A 23,730-nucleotide genomic window follows, 5' to 3' on the forward strand; every position below is an offset into this window, starting at 1 on the left:
GGAGCAGGTTAACAAGCAGAATAAAAGAAGGCGAAGGTGAAGGAAGTGTCTGACATTATATTAAAGGCAGAAGGCGTTACGAAAAAGTTCGGCGGAATCACCGCTTTAGAGAATGCCGGTCTGGAACTCAGAAAGGGAGAGGTGCATGCTCTGGTAGGTGCAAACGGGGCAGGGAAAAGCACATTGATTAAAATTATTACAGGCGCTTATTCAAAGGATGAAGGGAAAATTTATCTGGATGGCAGTGAAATCAATGTAAAATCCACATTTGAAGCGCGTGCATTAGGCATCAGTGCTGTTTATCAGGAATTTAGCTTGATAAATACCGTATCCGTGGCGGAAAATATTTACATGGGTAAATTAATAAAAAAGAAAATCGGTCCTGTGAATCAAATTGATTGGAAAAAAATAAATGATGAGGCTCAGAAAATTTTAGATTTATTAGAGTGTAATATCAAGCCGGATGCTGTAGTAGGGACATTGAGTGTGGCACAAAAGCAGATGGTTGAGATTGCGAAGGCACTCTCCAACGAGATAAAGGTGCTGATTATGGATGAACCCACAGCCTCTTTGTCGGATAATGATATTGAAAATATGTTTAAGGTTGTAAAAGGGCTGCGGGAAAAAGGCATCAGTATTATCTACGTCTCCCACAGACTGGAAGAATTGCCGGTTATCTGTGACAGGATATCGGTATACAGGGATGGAAAATATATTAAAACTTTAGATATAGAGGATGCTCCGAAAAATGTGATTATTGAAAACATGGTTGGCAAGAACATGACTGTTACGGAACAGGCTAATTGTGCAACCAAAGAAGTCTTGCTGGAAGTCAGGAATTTTTCTTCCGGAAAGAGATTCAGCAATGTAAACATGAAACTTCACAGAGGGGAGATTCTGGGCATTGCCGGCCTTGCAGGGGCGGGGAGAACAGAGTTTGTCAGAGCATTATTCGGTGCAGACCCCAAGGATTCCGGTGAAATTTTCATGGAAGGAAAAGAAATACATATTAAATCTCCAGGAGACGCTAAAAAAGCCGGTATTGGATTTGTTACAGAAGACAGAAAAGAAGAAGGACTGATTCTGAACATGGATCTGCATACCAATGTAGGTATGACCATACTGGATAAATTAAAAAAGAGAATTGGGCTGGATTTACACAAAGAGGTAGACTTGATGAATGGATATATCAAATCCCTGAGTATCAAGTGCCGTGACGGAAATCAAAGAGCCATGGATTTGAGCGGTGGAAACCAGCAGAAGGTTGTTATTGCAAAATGGCTGGCTACCGAGCCTAAGATTCTGATTATGGACGAACCCACACGAGGAATAGACATTGGCAGCAAAAACCAGATTTATGCGCTGATCAATGAACTGGCGGAACAGGGAATCGGAATCATCATGATTTCCTCTGATCTCCCGGAGGTACTGCAGGTATCCAATCGCATTATGGTACTAGCGGCTGGGAAAGTTACAGGAGAGTTAGTAAATAAAGATTTGACACAAGAGGTTCTGCTTGATTATGCCACCAGCCAGAAAGCAGTCTAACGGAGAATTCAGGAGGATAGGAAGATGAATGCGAAAGCAAAAAGTTTTGATATAAAAGCATTTTTAATGAAATATATTATGTATTTTGTTTTGATATTGATGTGTATTATTATGGCGGTTGCCAGCGACAAGTTTTTAACCACGGCAAATTTAATGACAATAGTAAAACAGATATCCATACAGTCTATAGTAGCAATCGGTATGACCATGATTATTATAACCGGTAATATAGATTTAAGTGTTGGCTCCATCGTAGCATTTGCTTCCGTATGTGCAGCAATGATGATGAATGCCGGATTACCTATTCCCATTGCGATTATTCTTACCATTTTGGTGGCAGGGGTATTAGGATTTATTTCCGGTGGGGTGACCGCAAAGCTAAAACTGCATTCATTCCTGGTAACACTGGCACTGATGCAGGCATTCAGAGGTCTTGCACAAACTATTACCGGAGGCTATCCGGTAGCCGGACTTCCGGATTCCTTTGGAAAAATTGCATCCGGTTCCATTGGTCCGGTTCCTTATCTGGTTGTTTATATGATTATCTTTTATGCAGTGTTTATATACATTATGAAATATACTGCATTTGGAAGATCTATTTATGCCATTGGCGGAAACCAGGAGTCAGCAAGACTTTCCGGTATTAACGTTGAAAAAGTAAAAACAATGGTTTTCGTTATTTCATCCATGCTTTGCGGTGTTGCAGGCGTGCTGTTGACATCGAAAGTCCGTTCCGGAGATCCGACTTGTGCAAACGGTTGGGAAATGGATACCATCGCAGGTGCGATCATTGGCGGAACAAATATGATGGGCGGCGAAGGAAAGCTTGGAGGAACCATTATAGGTTTGCTATTTGTTGGTATCTTAAGCAATGGTATGGTATTATTAGGTGTAAATGCATATATGCAGAGTGTTATTAAAGGGCTTGTAATCTTTGGTGCAGTTATTATCAACAGCATCCAGAAAAGAAGCCAGGCATAATAAGGGCTGTCAGAAAGCAATCAAACACGCTCTAAAGCAGAATTACGATTTATGACGCAGAGAGTATAATTCAGGAGGAATGAAGGATGAACAGTTTAGAACGTTTTTATGCAACGGTAGACAGAAAGCCGGTAGACAGACCGGCGGCATGGCTTGGAATGCCGGATATTTTTGCACAGCCGGCGTTATTCGAATATTATGGTGTAAAAGATATGCATGAATTAAAACTGGCGGTGGGAGATGACTTCTATGCAGTGGAGGTTTCTTATCAATCCCCTACGGCAAGTGCAATATACGCAGCGTTTGACTGGTATATGGATGGAAATGTAGATTCCGAAGACCGTACCTTAACAGCAGACGGATGTTTTAAAGATGCAGAAGACCTGGAAGACCTGGATTTCTTTGAGTGGCCGGATCCGGCAAAATATATTGATGTGGAAGAGTGCAGACGCAGAGTAGAACTTGCACCGGAGGGAAAAGTAGTACTGGGCATGATGTGGTCAGCTCATTTTCAGGATGCATGTGCGTCCTTTGGAATGGAAACAGCACTTATGAATATGATTGCCAATCCGGAAGTTTACGAAGCGGTAAATGATAAAATCGTGGATTTTTACCTGAAAGCAAATGAAATTTTCTATGAAGCGACAAAGGGAAAACTAAATGCAGTACTGATCGGAAATGATATGGGAAGCCAGCGCGGACTGATGCTTTCACCGGCAATGGTCAAAGAATTTATCATACCCGGATGTAAAAAACTGGTAGAGCAGGCACATAGCTATGGATTAAAAGTCATTTACCATTCCTGCGGTTCTATCGCTGATGTAATTCCTGATTTAATTGAAGCAGGTGTAGATATTGTACATCCCATTCAGGCACTTGCAGCCGGAATGCAGCCGGAAAACCTGAAAGAAAAATTTGAAGGAAAAGTCTCTTTCTGCGGTGGTGTAGATACTCAGGATCTGTTGGTCAACGGAACACCGGAAGAAGTACGCAGTAAAGTGAAAGAATTACGGACCATCTTTCCGACGGGTTTGATTATTTCCCCCAGCCACGAAGCAATCATGCCTGATGTGCCTCCGGCAAACATAAAAGCTTTGTTTGATGAAGCACAGAAAATATACGGGTAAAGTGTAATCTTGTTTAACCGTTATGGAAAGGGACAGCAAATATGAAAAGAATTGGTGAAATGATTAAAATAAAACCGGAGGGTCTGGAACAATACAAAGCATATCATGCAAATCCGCTTCCGGGAGTAAATGAAATTTTGAAGGCATGCAACATTCAGAACTATTCTATTTATCAAAGAGGGGACTACATGTTTGCATATTATGAATATGTGGGAGAAAACTTTGATGCTGATATGGAAAAAGTTGCAGCCGATCCGGCAACGCAAAAGTGGTGGGATCTGGTGAAGCCGTTGATGCAGCCTCTTGAGGATAGGAAAGAAGAGGAATTCTGGTCGGGAATGGAAGAAGTTTATCATTTGGAGTAATAGTAGTACAGCGAACAGTTTCTTAAATTGAGGTTTTGCTGAGTAATGACGCTTTGTAGATGCAGGTAGTGTACGGAAAGAGAAGGGGACGGAGCCCATGCCAGTTCCCCACATTCTGGGTAAATACCAGCTCCAATACAATGGTAAAAAAGCTATGTCTTCTGCGGATAATGCGTTTTTAAGGACTTAAAAAGCAGCTATCACATGATGATGCTGGGAATGAGTGTATACTTAAGTGATTTCTATGAAATAAAAAGTGAATATCGTATTATATCACATTAACGTTTAGCAGGGTGCAAATCAGCACCCTGCTAAAAAAATGGATAATTTTTGAATAACGACAAATAATAGCAAAAGAATATATATTACGTACATTATTTCATAAAAGCATTGGTACTAGAAAGAGGGATATTATTTGTTAATCATAAAAGGAAAAGTCCATACGATGGATGGGCAGACATATGAAAATGGTTACGTCCGTACAAAGGACAGTAAAATTGCGGAAGTTGGAAGTATGGAGGATTTATTTCCATTCTGCGGAGAGGATGAGATTATAGATGCAGGCGGCGGCTGGGTACTGCCCGGCATTATTGAATCGCATTGTCATATTGGAATAACGGAAGAAAAGCATGGGATGATTGGAGATGACAGCAACGAGATGACGGACCCCATCACCCCTACTCTTCGTGCGATTGATGCAATTGATCCATTAGATCCGGCATTTCATGAGGCAATTATGGCAGGAATTACGTCTGTTATGGCAGGACCGGGCAGCTCCAATGTAGTAGGTGGTCAATTTGCATTTATCAAGACACATGGGCGTTGTATCGATGATATGATAATCCGGGCACCAGCGGCAATGAAGATTGCGTTTGGTGAGAATCCCAAGACAAACTATGGGGACAAGGATGTATGTCCTGCTACCAGGATGGGGATTGCTTCTCTTTTGAGAGAAACTCTATTTAAGGCAAGGCAGTATTTTCTGAAAAAAGAGTCAGAAGAATTAGAGGAGGAAGATTTCCAAATGGAAGCCTGGGTGCCTGTTTTTCGAAAAGAAATTCCGTTAAAAGCACATGTGCACAGGGCGGATGATATCCTGACGGCAATTCGTATTGCAAAAGAATATGAATTGGATTTAACCCTGGATCATTGTACAGAAGGACATCTGATAACTGAAAAAATAGTTGAATCCGGATATCCCTGTATCGTAGGTCCCGATCTGACGTCCAAATCAAAAATAGAAATAGAAAATTTAAGCTTTAAAACAGATAAAATCCTGCAGGAGAGAGGCGTTCAGATTGCAATTACAACAGATCATCCGGTTTCTATGATCCGTTACCTCCCCTTATGTGCAGGGCTTTCGGTCAAGCAGGGACTGCCGATGGAAGAAGGACTAAAGGCGATTACGATTAATCCGGCAAGAATCTGTGGAGCAGGAGACCGGGTAGGCAGTCTGAAGCCGGGGAAGGATGCAGATATTGTTATTTTTTCGGGGAATCCGCTGGAAATATTTACGCAGACGCTGTACACGATTATTGATGGAAAGATTGTTTATAAAAACGGGGATATATAGAATGTTCTTCAGAAGAGAGAAGGGACTGCCGGTTAAATAGATTATTAACCGACAGCCTCTTTTTAGTTAATCCCATAACAGGTCTGAGCTTATAGAAATATTTATGTTTCATTATAAAAAGTATAACAATTCTTTCCATTTCGTTTGGAACGATACAGTGCTTTATCCGCCGTTGTGAATAACTCTGAATATTTGCACCCGTCTTGTGGATAAAGTGATATTCCAATGCTGATAGAAATTGGAAAGGTGTTTTTAGCGGAAAAGGAAAAATTCTGCAGGGCATTTTGAAGCAATTCCGCCTTTTCATAGATTAAGGAGGCAGAATGCACATTTTTTAAGAATACTACAAACTCATCGCCTCCTGCACGTCCTATAATATCTTCCGTCCGGAAATTTGTTCTGAGGCATGAACTGATCATTTGAAGAACAGTATCTCCTACGGTATGTCCGAAAGTATCATTGACAGTTTTAAAATTGTCGATATCTATAATAAACAAAGCATGATATGAACCCTTTCCGTCTGAGGCCAGATAATCCTGTATTAATTTTTCTGTGGTAAGTTTATTGTAGATGCCCGTCAGCAAATCTTTTTGCGCCATATTTTCCAACAGTGCATTTTCCTTTTTATAATCATCTACGTCAGATATGGTTGCAATGGTTCGAATGGGATGGTGGTTCTGGTCGTAAATAACGTTAGCTTTGATTCTGCACCAGATATATTCACCTGAATTTATCTTTATCCGGATTTCCAGTTCAGCATGAGCCTGTCCGCTTGCCAGTATTTCTCTAAAATCCTGAAATGGTTTTTTATCGTCTTCATATACAATATCCGTTGTACATATGGTATTCCAGAAATTGTGGATTGGAAGGTCGTATTTGAATTTTTTCTCAAATGCCGGTGAGTGATACATGGAACTGTTCACCATATCCCATTCAAAAATAATATCCTGTGCCTGTTCTACGATGATACGATATCGCTCTTCGTTCATTAAAAGCATATTTTCCGTTTTTTTTGAAAGAGTCTGATCTATAAAAACAGCCTGCACGATAGCATAACCGTCTTCTATTTCAACTGCAGAGCCATGGACATCAATCCAGGCAATGCCTCCATCTTTTTTTCGAATCCGGTATTGAACAGAAATGGGGGAGCCCTCATTCATTTGCTTTTTAATGGAGAATGTAAGATCCGGGATATCTTCCTCCAGAATCAGGCGGATTCCTTTTCCTTCAATCGGTGCAGAGTGGTATTCGTTTCTGGTATAACCGGTCAATTTATAAAATCCTTCGGAAGCAAGCAGAATACGAAAATCATCATCTACAGCGACTTTTGCCACACCTCCGGGGATAGCATTAATTAAGGCGTCCCGTTCCAGGGTTTCTTTTTGCAATGCAGTAGAAGCTTCCTGTAATTCTTTGGCAATCATAGTAGGATCTTTTATATCGGTACCGGGAAGGTCAGCCATGTCAGGAAGAAAAGATACCGAAATATTATCCTGTATGGTGCCGTCCTTGTAAGTGGTGCTAATTTCTTTGAAAATGACGGATACCTGTTCAAAACAATTAATCAGCTGAGCAGAAAAGATGCCGCATTCACCGTGTAATATCATTTGAACAGCTTCCTCATGGGAAAAAGCAGGCTTGTATACGCGGTCACTGGTCAGTGCATCGTATACATCTGCTATGGATACAATCTGGGCGCAGACTGGGATTTCATCACCTTTGAGTCCATCGGGGTAGCCTTTTCCGTCCCAGCGTTCATGGTGGTAGCGGCAGATATCATAGCAGTAATGCAAATAAACTTTATCATCCATTCGCTGAAAGGTCTGAAGAATTTCACAGCCTTTCGTAGTGTGGGTTTTCATGATTTCAAATTCTTCCGGAGTCAGCCTGCCCGGCTTTAAAAGAATAGAATCAGGAATAGCAATTTTACCGATGTCATGCATGGCGGAAGCGCTGGCTATGGTATCAATCAGCCTGGGAGTCAGCATATATTCCGGGAACATACGCTGTACACAGGCAGCCAGAGTTTTGGTTAACACCCGGATACGCCGGATATGATGGCCGGATTCCATGCTGCGGTATTCAATTACAGTACTCAGGGCATCGATTATAAAATCATTGGTTTCCGTTAGTTTTTTTGTCTGATGCTCCACAAGATCTTCCAGATGATTTTTGTGCCGGTATAGTTCAATACTGTTTTCAACGCGCTTTTTAACAATATGTGCATTAAACGGTTTTAATATTATATCAGAAGCACCAAGGTTCAGTGCCTTTATTTCATTTTCCTGGTAAGTATCAGCAGTGATCAGGATAACCGGGATTTTCTTCATAATTCCTTCAGACTGCAGATGTTCCATTACCTGAAATCCATCCATGACAGGCATGATGATGTCAAGCAGAATGATAGCAATACTGTCCTGATGCTGATGGAGCAGATTCAGCGCAGTCAGTCCGTTTTCTGCCTCCATTACGTCATAATCTTTGTGGAAGAGCTCACACAAAATGGCGCGGTTTATTTCCATATCATCAACTATTAGTATTTTATTTCTTTTCATGACTTTTACCTGCCTTGTATATAGAATGCTTAATTGTAAAATTTAACAAAAATGTTATTTCTTATTTTATCATAAAAGAACATATTAAAAAAGTATATTCAGAAGAAAGATGGCGAAATATCTCAATTTTCCCCTTATCTGGTGTATGTAGATTATGGGCAAATCTGCAGATATGCATATGCGCACAGGCAGATGGAACGGGCAGCCTATCATTCGAATGTGGAGCATACAATACCACAGCCGGTTAGATCGATTCATGATATTAGCTTGGAAGATATAAATAAATTTCTCAAGTCCAGAATTTGCTAGAAAGAATAGATGAAATCTCTGGACATTTTAAAAAAAATATATTATATTAAATATATCGATAATAGTTATTGATATTAATAAGTTAATAAAGGAGATATTCTCATGAAAAAAGATAAAGTAGTATGTAATTGTTATAACGTAACCGTAGGGGAGATGGAGGAAGCAGTTGCGAAAAACGCAACGAGTTTTGAAGAAATTCAGGATGAAACGAATGTTTCCCTATGCTGCGGCGCATGTGAAGATTATGCCAGAAATGTTGCGGATGAATTATTAGAGCAATCCAATTAAAAACTAGATAACCGGGTGGGCAGGTAACTGCAGCACCCGGTTTTTTTGTGGTAGTTATTAAAAAACTATAAACATAGGAAATTTTGTTGAAGCAAATGCTAATTCATGCTATCATTTGACCAAATTTAAGTAACTAAGAGGGATAGGAAAAGGAGGGCGCATGGAACTTCAGTTAGAGCAGATCAGGAAATCGTTTGGAGAAAAAGAGGTTCTGAAAGGATGTACTTTTCGGTTTGAAAAAGGGAAAATTTATGGATTGCTTGGAAGAAATGGAGCGGGAAAAACAACGTTGTTTAACTGTTTGAGCGATGAAATTTCACCGGATAGCGGCACAGCAAATATATACAGGGAGGACGGACAGCTGGAATCATTAGCCGAAGATCATATCGGTTATGTATTTTCCACACCGGTTTTGCCGGATTTTCTCACCGGATATGAATTTCTGAAATTTTATATTGAGATTAACCAGGACAGAGCAGATCCCGCAATGACGATTGATACATATTTTGATATGGTGAAAATAGATCCGGAAGACAGAAACAGGCTGATTAAAGGATATTCTCATGGGATGAAGAATAAATTACAAATGCTGTGTTTTATTATCGCAAGGCCGCCTGTAATTCTTCTGGATGAGCCGCTGACCTCTTTTGATGTAGTGGTCGCACTTGAGATTAAGAAATTGCTGCGTGAGATTAAGAAGGATCACATCATTATTTTTTCTACTCATATATTGCAGCTGGCAACTGATCTTTGCGATGAACTTGTAGTCCTGAGCGAAGGAAAATTGCAGCAGCTGGATCATGAGATGCTGAAAAGTAAAGATTTTGAAACCCGGATCATAGAGTTATTAAAGGATGAGGAGGATCATGATTAAGACATTCAAGACCATTTTTCATTTGAAAACTGTGATGCAGGTAAATGTTTTTCTATATTATTTGAAGCGGCTCTGGGTAATCGGAAAGCTGATTCCAGACAATGCCTATGGTATGGATTCTGCTAAAAAAGTGCTGACAGTAATCATTGCAGTCCTGATGCAGGTTGTGGAATTTGTTGGTAAGGGTCTTTATTTAGCGGTAATGATTGGATTACCATTCCTTTTTATGGGGAAGAATCAGATATTGACTCCGGCAGAGCGGTTCCTGTGGATGGTGCATATTTTGTTCTTTACAAATTGTATTCTGGGATCGTTACAGGACAGCCAGGTTTTTTCGGTTACAAGACAGAAAATCACTTGTATAAAATACATGCAGATGGATGCAGGAAGGTATGTGCAGGCTACATTACTTTCAAAATATGTTCCCTTTTTCGTGTATTACCTTCCATTTTTGATTTTAGCAGCCCGCATGGCAGGTGGCAGTATACTTCAGGGGGTGGGGCTGTGGCTGCTGCTTGTATCTTTCCGCATGATGGGGGAAGCTTTACAGGTATATCTCTACGATAAAAAAGGTTTTGTACTATCCAGAAATATGGGATTTGCCTGGGGAGTTATTATTTTATCCCTGACGGCAGCGTACCTTCCGTTTTTCCTGAACATGCCTCATACAGTGGCTCCGGTTATCATCCATCCGGTCAGCGTGCTGATCGCTGTTATCCTTGGCGCAGTCAGTTTTTATTATATTATGTGGGGGTATAAAGCCTACGCAGAGAAGCTGAAACGATCGATAGAACTGAAGTATTTGTTTTCGAATGCCATGAAGCAGGCAAAGCAGTCTTCATTTGCCGAAGTAGAAATGAAAGAAAAAGATCTGAAAACCAGCCGGGAAGAGGTAGCTAAATTCCAGAGGCTTAAAGGATATGCATATATGAATGCAATTTTCTTTGCAAGACATCGCAGGCAGTTAGTGAAACCAATATATTTCAGGCTTGCTATAACAGCCATTATACTTGTCGGGGGAATCTTCCTATATATAAGTGATAAAAACACTGCTGTCAAATTAAGTGAGAATCTGGGTGTTTTACTTCCCAGCTTTGTTTTTATCATGTATTGTATGTCAGTTGGGGATAAATCCTGCAGAGCAATGTTTTATAATTGTGATATCAGTCTGCTCCGTTATGGATATTACCGGAAGCCGGGAACGATTCTACAGAATTTTAAGATACGTCTGATTCGGATATCGCTGTATAATCTCATTGTAGGTGTGGCATTAAGTGCAGTGGCAGTTATTTTTTGTATTTTGTGTGGAACCAGTATATTTTCGCTAGATCTGCTGGCCTTTTCCGTATCGATCATGCTTCTGGCAGTTTTATTTACAGTACATCATTTATTCCTGTACTATGTATTTCAGCCTTATTCTACGGGGCTGGATATTAAAAATCCATTTTTTACGGTAATTAACAATGTAATGTATTTTATATGTTTTATGTGCCTTAAAATAGAGGCGGGCGGAACAGGTTTCACAATGGCAGTATTGGCATTTACCATATGCTATATAGCTGTGGCTCTTGTTTTGGTTTACCGGCTGGCTCCCAGGTATTTTCGGATAAAATAAGCAGCTGAGGAAGGATCTATAATCTATGGATATAGAAAAAAGAAAAAGATTTATTGTTAATTTTATATATTGTTTCATCATCGGGGCAATTGTAGTTGTTGCGCTTAAGTATGGTTTGTCTTATATAGCCCCCTTTCTAATGGCATTCGTATTTGCATTTATACTTAAAAAACCAATAAATTTCCTTAACCGGAAGTGCAGGGTTAATAAAACATTAGCGGCAATTCTGCTTGTTATATTGTTTTATGCAGTAATTGGTGTTCTGTTTACGCTTCTGGGAGTACGGCTGTTTACATCGATCCAGCAGTTATTTTTTTACATTCCGCAGATTTATGCCAGGGACATTGAACCTTCTTTAATGGATCTGATTGATTCCCTGGAGAAATCCCTTTCCAGGCTGGATCCAACCATGATTTCCACACTGGAAGAAGTTACCGGGAATCTGGTGAAGTCACTTGGAGAGAGTATTTCAAGTCTGTCTATGAAAGTAATCGGAGCAATTTCCAACTATGCATCGACGCTTCCGGGTTTTTTAATACGTGTACTATTTACTGTAATTTCCACCTTCTTTCTGACCATTGACTATGATAAGGTTATGGGATTTCTGTTAAGACAATTAAAAGAGAAACCAAGAAAACTGGCATTAGAGGTAAAGGATTATGTTATAAATACCCTGTTTAAATGCATTCGTTCTTATGCGCTGATTATGTGTATTACTTTTATTGAACTTTCCATTGGACTTACAATACTGCGGATAGACAATGCGATTCTCATTGCGTTTTTAATATCGATCTTTGATATTCTTCCGGTACTGGGGACCGGCGGAATTATGATTCCCTGGACAGTACTGACGGCAATACAGGGAGATTACACAATGGCGATTGGGCTGCTGTGCGTGTATCTGGTAGTTACAGTAATCCGTAACATTCTGGAACCGAAGATTGTAGGAAGCCAGGTAGGGCTCCATCCACTGGTGACTTTGATGTCTATGTTTGTCGGGGCACAGATCTTAGGAGTATTTGGGTTATTTGGATTGCCAATAACGCTTTCCCTCTTAAAGAATCTGAATGATAAAGGAACGATTCATATTTTTAAATAACGATATCTAAAGAGCACAGTTTCTAAGCGGGTACTGTACTGGGAAATGCATCAGGCTTTCACAGTGAATGCCCGCCGCTCCAGAGCGTGTTTTAACAATAGAGCTGTCGGGCATATGTATATATTCACGTTTTTCGAATAAATTATAAGTAAAAAGAAAGATGTGTAGGAGTAAGCTATGTCAAAGATAATGTTAACGACAGCCCTGAAAGGTCTCTGTGTAGGAGGCACCATGCTTGTACCGGGAGTGAGCGGTGGTTCTATGGCCATGATCCTGGGGATTTATGATAAATTAATTGAATCTGTCAGTTCATTTTTTAAAGATATAAAAAACAGTCTGATTTTTCTTGTAACCTTTTCTCTTGGTGCGGGAGTGGGAATGATCCTGCTTGCCAAGCCATTACTTCATCTGATCGAATCTTATCCCATGCTGTTATTGTATTTTTTTATCGGAGTAGTTGCAGGCGGTGTGCCTATGATATACCAAAAAGCAGAGGTACGCAGTATATCCTGGAAGGTATTTTTATATCCCGCAGCTGGTCTGGCTGCAGTGCTGTTGTTTGAACTTCTTCCAGCTGATTTTTTTCAAATGGGAACCGGAGAGGGGATGCCGGGGGTTCTGCTGCTGGCAGCAGCGGGTATTGTGGCAGCGGTGGCATTAGTCCTCCCTGGAATCAGCGTATCCTATCTGCTTCTGCTGATGGGAATCTATGATAAAACAATGATGGCTATTGGAGATTTTAATCTTGCTTTTTTAATTCCTCTTGGAAGCGGTATTATTCTGGGAATTATACTTACTACGAAATTGCTGGAAAATGCCATGAAAAACCATACTCAGGCAACTTATCTGATTATTCTGGGCTTCGTGGCAGGATCTGTGGCAGAAGTATTTCCGGGAGTGCCCCAGGGAATAGAATTTATTTTTTGTATTGCGGCATTTATTGCCGGATTTGGTATGATACAGCTTTTGTACAGTATAGAGCGGTCCTGAAGGTTCCCGTAGAAATGTATTATAAAATCATATACTTTTCATCAGATATCGTTATTTTACTATTATGGTAAATTACGTTATAGTAACAATGATGAAAAGGAGGATATTTTACAAATGGGGAAAAAGAAAATTTTGTTAAAATTGTTTTTGTCTATGCTTTATCTGAGTGCATTTACATTTGGAGGGGGATATGTAATTGTCACATTAATGAAAAAGAAATTTGTGGACGGTTATCATTGGATTAATGAGCAGGAGATGCTGGATTTAACTGCAATAGCCCAGTCGGCGCCGGGAGCAATTGCAGTAAATGGAGCTATTATTGTAGGATACCGGGTAGCGGGAGCAGCGGGAGCAGCCGTATCGATCATTGGTACTGTGCTCCCGCCATTTGCGATATTATCTGTGATTTCCATATTCTATGAAGCCTTTCGGAATAATTTAATTGTGAACCTGGTTCTGACCGGAATGCAGGCAGGTGTTGCTGCGGTAATTGCTGATGTGGTAATTGAAATGGGTGGAAACCTTGTAAAAGAAAAAAATGTACTCTCTATATTCATCATGGTAGCTGCCTTTGCCGCATCCTATCTGTTAAATATCAATGTGATTCTGATTATTCTGATCTGTGGAGTAATTGGTGTAATCAGAGCGGTGTATAACATAAAGAAGGGAGCGGTCAAATGATCTACTTACAGCTATTTCTAAGCTTTGTGCAAATTGGAATGTTCAGTATAGGGGGCGGTTATGCGGCGATGCCCTTAATTCAAAATCAGGTTGTAGATATTCACAATTGGCTTACGGTAAAAGAATTTACAGATTTAATTACCATATCCCAGATGACGCCCGGACCGATTGCAATCAATTCCGCGACTTTCGTGGGCTTGCAGATTGGAGGTATCCAGGGGGCAGTGGTAGCTACAATCGGTTGTATTCTGCCATCTTGTATTATTGTATCCCTCTTGGCATATGTTTATTTTAAATATCGTGAAATGGCAGTTCTTCAGGGCATTTTAGGGAGTTTAAGACCAGCTGTTGTTGCCATGATTGCATCGGCAGGGTTTGCTATACTGGTTTTGTCTTTCTGGGGAGATGCCGGTTTCTCTGTTCATTTCTCCGATCTAAAAGTACAGGCGGTAGTGATTTTCACCGCTGCAGTAATCCTTTTGCGGAAGTTTAAGATGAATCCCGTCAGTGTAATGCTTTTGGCTGGGGCTGCGCAGGTTGTGATGTATTATATATGGGGCTAGGTGAGCAAGAGGATGGTTCCGTTCACATGCTTTATCTGCAAAAGGTCATCCGCAGCACCCCCAATTTTTATAAAATCAGGATTTCTATTTTCAACCAGATATGCTATACTATACAAAATACAGATAATACGACTATATTAGAGATAGGAGAGCCTGGAATGAACAGCGATTATAGAATTGAGACTAAATGCATCCAGTCTGGATGGAAACCGAAAAAAGGGGAGCCGAGGGTGCTTCCTATTGTTCAGAGTACTACTTTTAAGTATGATTCAACAGAAGAAATGGGCAGATTATTTGCACTGGAAGAAGAGGGATATTTTTATACCAGATTACAAAATCCTACCAATGATACCGTGGCTTCTAAGATTTGTGATCTGGAAGGCGGCGCAGCCGCTATGCTGACATCTTCCGGACAAGCAGCAAATTTTTATGCAGTTTTTAATATTTGTGAAGCGGGAGATCATATTGTTGCATCCTCCACAATTTACGGCGGAACTTATAATCTCTTTGGCGTTACAATGAAAAAGCTGGGGATTGAGTGCACCTTTGTAGATCCGGATTCCTCTTATGAAGAACTTTGTAAGGCATTTCAGCCGAATACAAAAGTTGTATTTGCTGAAACGATTGCGAATCCAGCACTTGTTGTACTGGATATTGAGAAATTTGCAAAACTTGCACACGAACATCAGGTTCCTTTGATTGTAGATAATACATTTGCTACACCGGTTAACTGCCGTCCTTTTGAATGGGGAGCAGATATCATTACCCATTCTACAACAAAGTATATGGATGGACATGCAATGCAGGTAGGCGGAGCCATTGTTGACAGTGGTAATTTTGACTGGAATGCATATGGCGACAAATATCATGGTCTCACAACACCGGATGAATCTTATCACGGCGTGATCTATGCACAGAAATTTGGAAAAGGTGCATACATAATGAAGGCAACATCACAGGTAATGCGGGATCTGGGATCCATTCCGGCACCAATGAACAGTTTCCTGTTAAACGTTGGTTTAGAGACCCTGCCTCTTCGCGTGGAGAGACATTGTTATAATGCACAGAAAGTTGCAGAGTATCTGAATGCCCATGAGAAAGTATCTCATGTAAATTATGCAGGACTACCCGGCGACAAGTATTATGATGTTGCAAAAAAATATATGCCAAATGGAACCTGTGGCGTTATCTCTTTTGAACTGGAAGGCGGCAGAGAGGCAGCGGTAAGATTTATGGATGGCTTAAAGCTGGCTGCAATCGTAACCCACGTGGCAGATGCCAGAACCAGTGTTCTTCATCCTGCAAGTCATACCCACAGACAGATGAATGACCAGCAGTTAAAAGATGCCGGTGTATCACCGGGAATGATCCGTTTCTCAGTGGGCATCGAGAATGTCCAGGACATCATTGCTGATTTGGAACAGGCACTTGCACTGGCTTAGAGCGTGTAAGAAAAACGCTGTCTGACAGGCTCTGGTACGGCAATAAATTGGAAAAGACCCTGTATGGAGCAACAGGGTCTTTTCCATATAGGAAAGGAGGAATTTGGATGAAATTTATCCATATCGCAGATGTGCATCTGGGTGCTGTTCCGGATGTGGGATATCCATGGAGTGAAGAACGTAAGACTGAGATCTGGGACAGCTTCCGTAATATTATCAGAATAGCAAAAGCAGAGCAGGCGGACCTGCTTCTGATTGCAGGAGACCTTTTTCACAGACAGCCTTTATTAAAAGAATTAAAGGAGGTTAACTATCTTTTCTCCACCCTTACCGAGACAAGAGTTGTATTTATTATTGGAAATCATGACTATTTGAAGCCTGATTCGTTTTACCATGGTTTTAAGTGGAATGAAAACGTCATTTGTCTGGAAAACCAGGATTGTCAGAGGATTCATTTTCCAGATCTGAATACCACTGTCTATGGCCTGAGTTATCATACCAGAGAAATTACAAATGCTTTATATGATGAACTGGTACCGGAGGATGACGGAGTGTGTACGATTCTGCTGGCACATGGCGGGGATGAAAAGCATATCCCAATTAATAAAAGGCAGTTGTGCCAGGCCGGATTTGATTACGTAGCCCTGGGACATATACATAAGCCGCAGATACTGGAAGCAAATAGAATGGCATACTCAGGAGCTTTGGAACCTCTGGATAAAAATGATACGGGGCCCCACGGGTATATGATAGGCGAATACAGGAAACGTACACTTACAGCCAGATTTATACCAAGTGCGGTCAGGGAATATATTCATTTAAAGGTAGAGACAGATGAAACGCAGACGGATTATTCCCTGCAGGAAAAAATTCAAGCATATATGAAAAAATTGGGCGGGCACAATATTTATAAAATAATCATTACCGGATATCGGGATCCGGACATTCAGTATGAGCTGAAAAGTTATGAAAAACTGGGAAATATAGTGGAAGTCGCCGATATGTCAAAACCGGCATACGACTTTGCGAAATTAGGGAAGAAATACGCTGACAGTGTAGTAGGACGATATATTCAGCGCCTGAATACAGATTCTATGGATGAAGTACAAAGCATGGCTCTTTACTATGGAATACAGGCGATGTTAGAGACAACGAGGTGAGATGATGCGGATTCTGGAATTGCAGATCAGAAATTTTGGAAAGTTCAGGGATCAGATAATTACTTTCCATGAGGGGATTAATATCATCTACGGGGAAAATGAAATGGGAAAAAGCACGATCCATGCATTTATCAGGGGAATGCTGTTTGGCATTGATAAAATGCGTGGGAGAGCTGCCAGGAATGATGAATACACCATACGCCAGCCGTGGGATAATCCGGGGTATTTTGCCGGTGCAATGCGGTTTGAAAGCGGTGGAAAGATCTTCCGTATAGAAAGAAATTTTAATAAATTAGAAAAAAAGGCTCTGCTGATCTGTGAGTCCGACGGGGAAGAGCTGGATATTATACATGGAGACCTTCAAATGCTGATGGAAGGGCTGAATGAAACTGCATTTCGAAATACCATATTTATTCGTCAGAATTCCAGTAAAACGGATGAGGGGCTGGCGGCAGAGCTTCGAAATTATATGGCAAATTTTGAAAGCGCCGGAGATGATGAAATTAATGTTGTCAAAGCAATTGAAACATTAAAAGATAAGCAGCGGGAATGCGCAGTAAAAAAGAAGCAGCAGGATGAAGTCCGCAGTGAACGTCTGGAACAGGTGCAGATTAAACTGGATTATGTAGAACAGGAGATCCGTGGGCTGCAAAAACAGCAGGAAGACGGTACTATAAAACTTCAGGAATTACGAAGCATGGAGGCAAGAGAAGGGCTCGCGGAACAGGAAAAAAGAGCCCGCATGGAGGCCAGAAACAGGGAAGAAATCAAAATGCTGAAAATCCGGCAGATCTGCTTGTTCACTGCGGCAGGTATTGCAGTGCTGATGGGGATTCTGCTTAAACCGTTATGGCTGAAAATGGCATTGGGAATCGCCGCTGTATTGTTATTTGCTTATTGCTGGTATACAAATCGTTATTCCAGAAACAGGGAGCAGGAAAGCCGCCAGTCCGGCAGCGGAGCGTCCAAAGCCTCTCAGAAAATGGTTTGGAATCTGGAAAGGATACAGGAAGAATTGCATGAAAAGAGGGTCTTGCTTGAAAATCTCAAAGAAAACCAGGCGGACATTCTGGCAGAGAAAGCAGACAGCAATCGGATCCAAAACGATATAGAGGCTCTGGAGATTGCCATATCAACCATACAGGACATTTCCAGAGAGATATATAAGGAATCGGCAAGAAAGCTGAACCATACGGCTTCAGATATCTTAAAAGAGGTAACCGGAGGAAATTACACCAGCATCTATCTGGATGCTAATATGCAGGTACGAATTAATACGCCTCAAAAACTATTGTATCTGGAACAGGTCAGCAGGGGAACGATGGATCAGATTTACTTTGCTCTTAGAATGGCTGCAGCTCAGCTTTTTCTAAGCGGCGAGAAAATGCCGCTGATATTTGATGATGCATTTGTAATGTACGATGAACAGCGGCTGAAAAGAACCCTTAAATGGCTTTATAAGAGTGATAGCCAGGTATTGTTATTTACCTGCCATAAAAGAGAGGGAGCAATTCTGGAAGAGATAAGAAGAGAAGAATGCTTTGTTCAAAAATAAATTGGGGTTTCGCTGAGGAAGGGGACGCTTTGTAGATGGAGATAGTGCAACGGAAAGATGGGAGTGGGAAACTTGTATGGACTCCGTCAGCTGGCCGCAGAACTGGTATTTTCTAACCTTTCCGAAGTGCTTTTTGGCGGCACGCGGGTATTCACCGAGAAATCCTGATGCATTTCTCGGTTCAGTACCCGCTTAGTATCCGATGGGAGCCAGTCGAATACTATCCGCCAAAAAACACTCCGGAAAGGTAAGTAAATACTCAGCTCTGCTCTACGCTTCCTCCGTCCATACAAGTTTCCCACTCCCATCTTTCCGAGATTCATGTTACCGCCACAAAGCTGAATTTCTCAGCATGGTCGGACCCCTGGGCTGTGGCAGGCTGTTCTTTATTGGATGTAGCGTAGTATGTTTCGGCTATTTAAGCGTAAAAGGAGATGAAAGTTTGCTACTTTTTCTGGAATGAAGAAACAAATCACTGTGATAAGTTCAGTTGCTTTATGTTACTCGTTCTCAGCATGATAGATTCCCTGGGTGTAGATGGATGTTCTTTATTGTATGTAGAGCGGTATATTTTGACAGTTTATGCATAATAGAAGATGAAAGTCTATTCCTTTTTCTGATTGCAGAATATAAAACAAATCCCGTTCTCAAGATCAGTTGCTTAACGCCAATATTGTTCAGCATGCCACAACCCCAGGGTCCCACCACGCTGAGAAAACCAGCTTTGTATCAACGAATGCTATCTCGGAAAGAGGAGGGGGCGAGCCAGGACATTGATTTGGAAGGCGTATAGCAGAGCTGAGTATTTACTTACCTTCCCAGAGTGCTTTTTGGCGGATAGTATTCGACTGGCTCCCATCGGATACTAAGCGGGCAGTGAGCTGCGAAATGCATCAGGATTTCGGAGCGAATTCCCGCGTGCCGCCAAAAAGGGCTCTGGGAAGGTTAGAAAATGCCAGTTCTGCGGTAAGCCTTCCAAATCAATGTCCTGGCTCGCCCCCTTCTCTTTTCCGTACACTACCTATCATTTACAAAGCGTCATTACTCATCTAAACCCAAATATAATTAACTTGCAGGGAGTCTCTGGATAGCAAAAAAAATGGGACTATTGGATTCTCCCCAACAAGTCCCATTTTTTGACTGTATATCTACTCACATTCTCGTTTTTCAAAAACAAAGTATCCGCTATATACAAGCTTAACAGACACTTTGCAAATTCATATTAGTTATTTCTGGCATACTCCGCAACTGCTTTATCAAATCCTTTGATATGTTTAAACAGCCATTCGGTAACATTCTTATCCACAGCTGCAACAAATGCAGGTGTAGGTCCTTCTTCTTCCTGAAGCATTTCGTACAGTTCTTTAATTGCCTGGATGAATGCTTTATGCTGTTCTTTATGTTCGCTGATCTGTGGATATCCGATTTCTTCCTGAAGTTTTTCTTCTGCACTGAAATGGAAATCCGTATAATCTGAGAGATAATCCAGCATTTTAACCGCTGTGGTTTTTTCTTTCCCTGTTTCGCAGCTTTTAACAAGATCGTTGATTTTACCAATCAGTTCTTTGTGCTGTTCATCAATTAATTCATTGCCTGTTACTAAACTTTCATCAAATATTGCCTGCATAATACTACCTCCTTGTGTGAATATGTTATATTTATTTTTGTAATTTATTACTTGTTATGTTTTTCCAGAAAGTTCTGGATTCGTCCAATCGGATTTAACAGACTGCTGATCGATGCATCGTGATTCAGTGTGTCTATAATATACGCAAGGTATTTACTCAGATCACAGTTTACATAGTATTTTTTCTGTAAAAGTTCCGGAGTCTGATATACAAGGTTTGTTGTAAGAAGATGATCGAAAAGACCATTTTCATATGCCTTATCAAATTTGGACAGTCCATTTGTAAACAGACCAAAGGTAGAGCACAGGAAAATTCGGTTGGCTTTTCTTCTTTTTAATTCTGCAGCTACTTCTAATATACTGTCACCGGAGGAAATCATGTCATCAATGATTACCATATCTTTTCCCTCAACATTCGCGCCAAGGAATTCATGCTCAACAATCGGATTCGTTCCGTTTACGATCTTGGTATAATCTCTTCGCTTATAGAACATACCCATATCTAATCCCAGAACATTTGCCATATAGACAGCACGTCCCATACCGCCTTCATCCGGGCTTATAATCATCATTGAGTCCTTATTAATCTTAAGTCCCGGCTGGGCACGGAAGAGGCCCTTAATAAACTGATAAACGGGTTGTACGGTTTCGAAACCTTTCAGCGGGATCGCATTCTGAACCCGGGGATCATGAGCGTCAAAAGTAATGATATTATCCACACCCATACGGACCAGTTCCTTTAAAGCAAGAGCGCAGTCCAGTGATTCACGTCCGTTACGCTTATGCTGGCGGCTTTCATATAGGAAAGGCATAATAACGCAGATACGCCTGGATTTTCCAGCCACGGCTGCAATAATGCGCTTTAAGTCCTGAAAATGATCATCCGGGGACATGTGGTTGGTATGGCCGCACAGAGAATAGGTCAGACTGTAGTTGCATACATCTACTAAAATATATAAATCATCACCACGAACGGACTCTTTGATAATTCCCTTAGCTTCGCCGGATCCAAAACGTGGAATTTTGGTGTCAATAATGTAGTTCTCCCTCTGATAACCTTCAAAAGCAATAGTCTTCTTATGTTCGTGATCGCGTTCCCTTCTCCATTCTACCAGATAAGCATTAATTTTTTCTCCCAGTGTCTTACAGCTTTCTAATGGAATAATGCCAAGTGAGCCGACAGGAATGGTTTCAAGATTGCGTTCTTCTGTTGATTGCATGATATTTCCTCCGTTATTTATCACATTTCAGTGAAATTGTCTTACGCATATAGTGTATCACAAAGTTTTCATAGGTCAAGGCTTTCCCCGGAATAATTTTTTTTGTATACGGATATCGTCCCCGAAGAGTTTCATCATCATATAATTACTGGTAATCCTGGAAAATACACGTTCCGAATAAGTATCTGCAAATGTATTAATGGGCAGGTTTGTAGAAATAATCGTTGACTTTTTGCGGTTAAGCCGTTCGTTAATACAAAGAAACAGCTGGGATGAGACAAAAGTATTGGTCAGCTCCGTACCCAGGTCGTCTATGATCAGCAGATCACAGTCAAAGATATAGGGATGGATATTCTGTGCTTCTTCTTCCTTTTCAAACGTACTTTTTGCAAATACATCAAAAAGCTCAAATGCTGAAAAATAGATTACAGAATGTGCTGTGTCGATCAGTTCCTTTGCAATACAGTGTGAGAGGAAGGTTTTTCCCACACCGGTATCCCCGTAGAAGAATAAATTTTTAAAATCTACATCAAAAGATCGGATAAATTCCTGGCATTCAGCCATATTTTGACGCATGGTTGCCAGAGAAGACAGTCCGGTGGAAGGATTGACCAGTTTATCCGAATAATAAGCATAGGAAAAATTAGAGAAGTTCTCTCTGCTTAATACTTCTTTTAAATTAGACTGGGTGTACAGCATATCAATGACTGCCTGCTTAAAACAGTGACATTTATGATTATCTGCAAATCCCGTATCCTGACAGTCGGGGCAGGTATACCGGGGGAGAAGGTAATCCTTTGGAAACCCGTTCTCCACAAGCAGCATGATACGCTTGTCTGATAAACGGCGGATGTCTTCCTTTAAGCCGTTAAGTGCATCACTGTCTCCGGATAACAGCTGACGCCCGCGGGCGACACTGATAGAACTTATCTGATGATCAATTTCACGGAGAGCAGGAACCTTCTCATAAGCCTCCTGGATACGCGCATCCTGATCGTGTTTGGTCTGTAACTGTTTTTTCTGGTATTGGCGGATGATCATATCATATTGCGAGTTTTTCAATGACACAGGCTGGTTCTCCCTTCTTTAGAAAATGAAAATTTATCTGTTCAGCAACTGTTTCTCTAACTGGTCATAATCATATTCCCTTTGATGGAAATTATTGAATTTATTGTTAGAAGCAACGGTTTTTTTCTGAACAGGAGCAGTTTTTTTGGAATTCTGGTGTTTTTCATCCAATAATGCAACTTCAGAGAGATGTTTGATTCCCGACTTATTCCATTCTTCCAGAATCTTATTGGCATATTGGAAATTGGGCTGATGTGTCTGCTTAATAGTCCGGTTACATGCCTCAATGATAATATCCAGGGTAAAGTGGTACTCGTCCAGCCATTTAGCCATTAATGTAATCTCCGGTTCTGCCGGGGCACGTCCTTTAATGCCAAAGGTATTTAAAATTGTGAAATAATTTTTATTATACAGATTCGTATTGCATTTTGCCTGGTCAACGGTAGTGATGCCGTCTTCTGCCCAGGAAAGTGCAACCTTTTCAATATAGCGGGCACTTTTGCTGCCTTTGGAGACACAATATTCAATCAGGTACTCAATCAGGTCGGTGGAAAAATGCAGACCGTCATAGAAGTAAAGAATATTGGATACTTCTGTGGAACTTAAAGTCTTTCCAAGATACTGTTCTGCAATAAATAAAAGCTGACGGATATCTTCCTGCTCTTTTAACGATTTTACCTTATCGGCGGTGGGAAGTACCTTTTTCACGGGCTTAGGCTGCTCAGTGCTGGCCGCAGTTTCAAGTGAAGCAGATGTATTCGCCGCACCTGAAGTGAGATCAGCCGAGCTGAGAAAATAGATTCCGGTTAATGCACCGTTTTCATCGTGTTCCAATTTCAGTAAGTGAAGCTTTTCCCAGTAAGAGAGGGCCCGGTTCACATCTTTTTCTGTATGTTCGAAAGTATCTGCGATAGACGAAATAGACACACCAATATTAGAAGAGGTGCATCTTAAGAGATATAAGTATATTTTGACGAATTCACCACTGGCAGAAGGCATGTAATTGTCGATAAATGTATTTTGGACAATGGTAACACTGCTGCCGGAATTTATGTGTAAGGATATTTCATTCATTGCTTTCACCTGCTAT

At 40.9% G+C, this 23,730-nt stretch carries 20 protein-coding genes and 1 pseudogene; 15 read left to right on the plus strand and 6 right to left on the minus strand.

Annotated features, from left to right (window positions below; all coding sequences use genetic code 11):
- Positions 1-36: 36 nt before the first annotated feature.
- The 5 genes from CD03_RS0125110 to CD03_RS0125130 all read left to right on the plus strand — a co-directional run bounded on the left by CD03_RS0125110 (position 37) and on the right by CD03_RS0125130 (position 5,594).
- Positions 37-1,548, plus strand: a complete 1,512-nt coding sequence (locus CD03_RS0125110) for a sugar ABC transporter ATP-binding protein (protein ID WP_052377971.1) — start codon at positions 37-39, stop codon at positions 1,546-1,548.
- 24 nt (positions 1,549-1,572) lie between these two features.
- Positions 1,573-2,529 (plus strand): ABC transporter permease, encoded by a 957-nt coding sequence (locus CD03_RS0125115; RefSeq protein ID WP_052377972.1) that lies wholly within the window; start codon positions 1,573-1,575, stop codon positions 2,527-2,529.
- 86 nt (positions 2,530-2,615) lie between these two features.
- A complete protein-coding gene (locus CD03_RS0125120; RefSeq protein WP_027295972.1) occupies positions 2,616-3,656 on the plus strand; it encodes a uroporphyrinogen decarboxylase family protein in 1,041 nt (346 codons plus the stop codon).
- Positions 3,657-3,697: 41 nt separating this feature from the next.
- Entirely contained in the window at positions 3,698-4,021 is a 324-nt protein-coding gene (locus CD03_RS0125125) for an L-rhamnose mutarotase (RefSeq protein ID WP_027295973.1), read from the plus strand.
- Positions 4,022-4,436: 415 nt separating this feature from the next.
- Complete coding sequence (locus CD03_RS0125130; RefSeq protein ID WP_027295974.1) at positions 4,437-5,594, plus strand: amidohydrolase; 1,158 nt, start codon at positions 4,437-4,439, stop codon at positions 5,592-5,594.
- 101 nt (positions 5,595-5,695) lie between these two features.
- Here CD03_RS0125130 and CD03_RS40190 read toward each other — a convergent pair whose 3' ends face one another.
- Complete coding sequence (locus CD03_RS40190) at positions 5,696-7,057, minus strand: sensor domain-containing diguanylate cyclase (RefSeq protein ID WP_442969748.1); 1,362 nt, start codon at positions 7,055-7,057, stop codon at positions 5,696-5,698.
- A gap of 33 nt (positions 7,058-7,090) precedes the next feature.
- Positions 7,091-8,149 (minus strand): annotated as a pseudogene (locus CD03_RS40195) (HD domain-containing phosphohydrolase); the annotation flags it as partial.
- A 411-nt stretch (positions 8,150-8,560) separates the two neighbouring features.
- Here CD03_RS40195 and CD03_RS0125140 point away from each other — a divergent pair.
- The 10 genes from CD03_RS0125140 (at position 8,561) to CD03_RS0125185 (ending at position 18,725) form a co-directional block, all read left to right on the plus strand.
- Positions 8,561-8,746, plus strand: a complete 186-nt coding sequence (locus CD03_RS0125140) for a (2Fe-2S)-binding protein (protein ID WP_027295975.1) — start codon at positions 8,561-8,563, stop codon at positions 8,744-8,746.
- A gap of 160 nt (positions 8,747-8,906) precedes the next feature.
- Entirely contained in the window at positions 8,907-9,620 is a 714-nt protein-coding gene (locus tag CD03_RS0125145; protein ID WP_027295976.1) for an ABC transporter ATP-binding protein, read from the plus strand.
- Positions 9,613-11,235 carry a hypothetical protein gene (locus tag CD03_RS0125150; protein ID WP_027295977.1) on the plus strand — a complete coding sequence of 541 codons (1,623 nt, stop codon included), beginning with the start codon at positions 9,613-9,615 and terminating at the stop codon, positions 11,233-11,235. The genes CD03_RS0125145 and CD03_RS0125150 overlap by 8 nt, the downstream gene beginning before the upstream one ends.
- Positions 11,236-11,260: 25 nt before the next feature.
- Positions 11,261-12,334 (plus strand): sporulation integral membrane protein YtvI, encoded by a 1,074-nt coding sequence (gene ytvI / locus CD03_RS0125155; RefSeq protein ID WP_027295978.1) that lies wholly within the window; start codon positions 11,261-11,263, stop codon positions 12,332-12,334.
- A gap of 177 nt (positions 12,335-12,511) precedes the next feature.
- Positions 12,512-13,324: a DUF368 domain-containing protein gene (locus CD03_RS0125160; protein ID WP_027295979.1), complete on the plus strand. Its 813-nt coding sequence runs from the start codon at positions 12,512-12,514 to the stop codon at positions 13,322-13,324.
- A 114-nt stretch (positions 13,325-13,438) separates the two neighbouring features.
- The gene (locus tag CD03_RS0125165) at positions 13,439-14,005 is read left to right on the plus strand and encodes a chromate transporter (protein ID WP_044289650.1); all 567 of its coding nucleotides are present in this window, start codon (positions 13,439-13,441) and stop codon (positions 14,003-14,005) included.
- Complete coding sequence (locus CD03_RS0125170; protein ID WP_027295981.1) at positions 14,002-14,568, plus strand: chromate transporter; 567 nt, start codon at positions 14,002-14,004, stop codon at positions 14,566-14,568. The genes CD03_RS0125165 and CD03_RS0125170 overlap by 4 nt, the downstream gene beginning before the upstream one ends.
- Positions 14,569-14,726: 158 nt before the next feature.
- A complete protein-coding gene (locus tag CD03_RS0125175; RefSeq protein WP_027295982.1) occupies positions 14,727-16,010 on the plus strand; it encodes an O-acetylhomoserine aminocarboxypropyltransferase/cysteine synthase family protein in 1,284 nt (427 codons plus the stop codon).
- Between the two features lie 107 nt (positions 16,011-16,117).
- On the plus strand, positions 16,118-17,170 hold the full coding sequence (locus CD03_RS0125180; protein ID WP_027295983.1) for a metallophosphoesterase family protein: 1,053 nt from the start codon (positions 16,118-16,120) through the stop codon (positions 17,168-17,170).
- Between the two features lies 1 nt (position 17,171).
- The gene (locus CD03_RS0125185; RefSeq protein WP_044289651.1) at positions 17,172-18,725 is read left to right on the plus strand and encodes an ATP-binding protein; all 1,554 of its coding nucleotides are present in this window, start codon (positions 17,172-17,174) and stop codon (positions 18,723-18,725) included.
- 1,222 nt (positions 18,726-19,947) lie between these two features.
- Here CD03_RS0125185 and CD03_RS0125200 read toward each other — a convergent pair.
- The 4 genes from CD03_RS0125200 to CD03_RS0125215 all read right to left on the minus strand — a co-directional run bounded on the left by CD03_RS0125200 (position 19,948) and on the right by CD03_RS0125215 (position 23,714).
- On the minus strand, positions 19,948-20,352 hold the full coding sequence (locus tag CD03_RS0125200; protein ID WP_027295986.1) for a bacteriohemerythrin: 405 nt from the start codon (positions 20,350-20,352) through the stop codon (positions 19,948-19,950).
- Between the two features lie 47 nt (positions 20,353-20,399).
- Positions 20,400-21,572 (minus strand): ribose-phosphate pyrophosphokinase, encoded by a 1,173-nt coding sequence (locus CD03_RS0125205; RefSeq protein WP_027295987.1) that lies wholly within the window; start codon positions 21,570-21,572, stop codon positions 20,400-20,402.
- A gap of 75 nt (positions 21,573-21,647) precedes the next feature.
- Positions 21,648-22,640 (minus strand): ATP-binding protein, encoded by a 993-nt coding sequence (locus tag CD03_RS0125210; protein ID WP_027295988.1) that lies wholly within the window; start codon positions 22,638-22,640, stop codon positions 21,648-21,650.
- A gap of 33 nt (positions 22,641-22,673) precedes the next feature.
- A complete protein-coding gene (locus CD03_RS0125215; protein ID WP_027295989.1) occupies positions 22,674-23,714 on the minus strand; it encodes a DnaD domain protein in 1,041 nt (346 codons plus the stop codon).
- Positions 23,715-23,730 lie beyond the last annotated feature (16 nt).

The organism is Robinsoniella sp. KNHs210, assembly GCF_000686105.1.
Taxonomy (GTDB): Bacteria; Bacillota; Clostridia; order Lachnospirales; family Lachnospiraceae; genus Robinsoniella; species Robinsoniella peoriensis.

Excerpts from the sequence above, each read along its gene's own strand:
- CD03_RS0125115 (WP_052377972.1), top strand. The coding sequence starts at position 1,573 with ATGAATGCGAAAGCAAAAAGTTTTGATATAAAAGCATTTTTAATGAAA.
- CD03_RS0125120 (WP_027295972.1), top strand. The coding sequence starts at position 2,616 with ATGAACAGTTTAGAACGTTTTTATGCAACGGTAGACAGAAAGCCGGTA.
- CD03_RS0125125 (WP_027295973.1), top strand. The coding sequence starts at position 3,698 with ATGAAAAGAATTGGTGAAATGATTAAAATAAAACCGGAGGGTCTGGAA.
- CD03_RS40190 (WP_442969748.1), bottom strand. The coding sequence starts at position 7,057 with ATGGCTGACCTTCCCGGTACCGATATAAAAGATCCTACTATGATTGCC.
- CD03_RS0125140 (WP_027295975.1), top strand. The coding sequence starts at position 8,561 with ATGAAAAAAGATAAAGTAGTATGTAATTGTTATAACGTAACCGTAGGG.
- CD03_RS0125145 (WP_027295976.1), top strand. The coding sequence starts at position 8,907 with ATGGAACTTCAGTTAGAGCAGATCAGGAAATCGTTTGGAGAAAAAGAG.
- CD03_RS0125150 (WP_027295977.1), top strand. The coding sequence starts at position 9,613 with ATGATTAAGACATTCAAGACCATTTTTCATTTGAAAACTGTGATGCAG.
- ytvI (WP_027295978.1), top strand. The coding sequence starts at position 11,261 with ATGGATATAGAAAAAAGAAAAAGATTTATTGTTAATTTTATATATTGT.
- CD03_RS0125160 (WP_027295979.1), top strand. The coding sequence starts at position 12,512 with ATGTCAAAGATAATGTTAACGACAGCCCTGAAAGGTCTCTGTGTAGGA.
- CD03_RS0125165 (WP_044289650.1), top strand. The coding sequence starts at position 13,439 with ATGGGGAAAAAGAAAATTTTGTTAAAATTGTTTTTGTCTATGCTTTAT.
- CD03_RS0125170 (WP_027295981.1), top strand. The coding sequence starts at position 14,002 with ATGATCTACTTACAGCTATTTCTAAGCTTTGTGCAAATTGGAATGTTC.
- CD03_RS0125175 (WP_027295982.1), top strand. The coding sequence starts at position 14,727 with ATGAACAGCGATTATAGAATTGAGACTAAATGCATCCAGTCTGGATGG.
- CD03_RS0125180 (WP_027295983.1), top strand. The coding sequence starts at position 16,118 with ATGAAATTTATCCATATCGCAGATGTGCATCTGGGTGCTGTTCCGGAT.
- CD03_RS0125185 (WP_044289651.1), top strand. The coding sequence starts at position 17,172 with ATGATGCGGATTCTGGAATTGCAGATCAGAAATTTTGGAAAGTTCAGG.
- CD03_RS0125200 (WP_027295986.1), bottom strand. The coding sequence starts at position 20,352 with ATGCAGGCAATATTTGATGAAAGTTTAGTAACAGGCAATGAATTAATT.
- CD03_RS0125205 (WP_027295987.1), bottom strand. The coding sequence starts at position 21,572 with ATGCAATCAACAGAAGAACGCAATCTTGAAACCATTCCTGTCGGCTCA.
- CD03_RS0125215 (WP_027295989.1), bottom strand. The coding sequence starts at position 23,714 with ATGAATGAAATATCCTTACACATAAATTCCGGCAGCAGTGTTACCATT.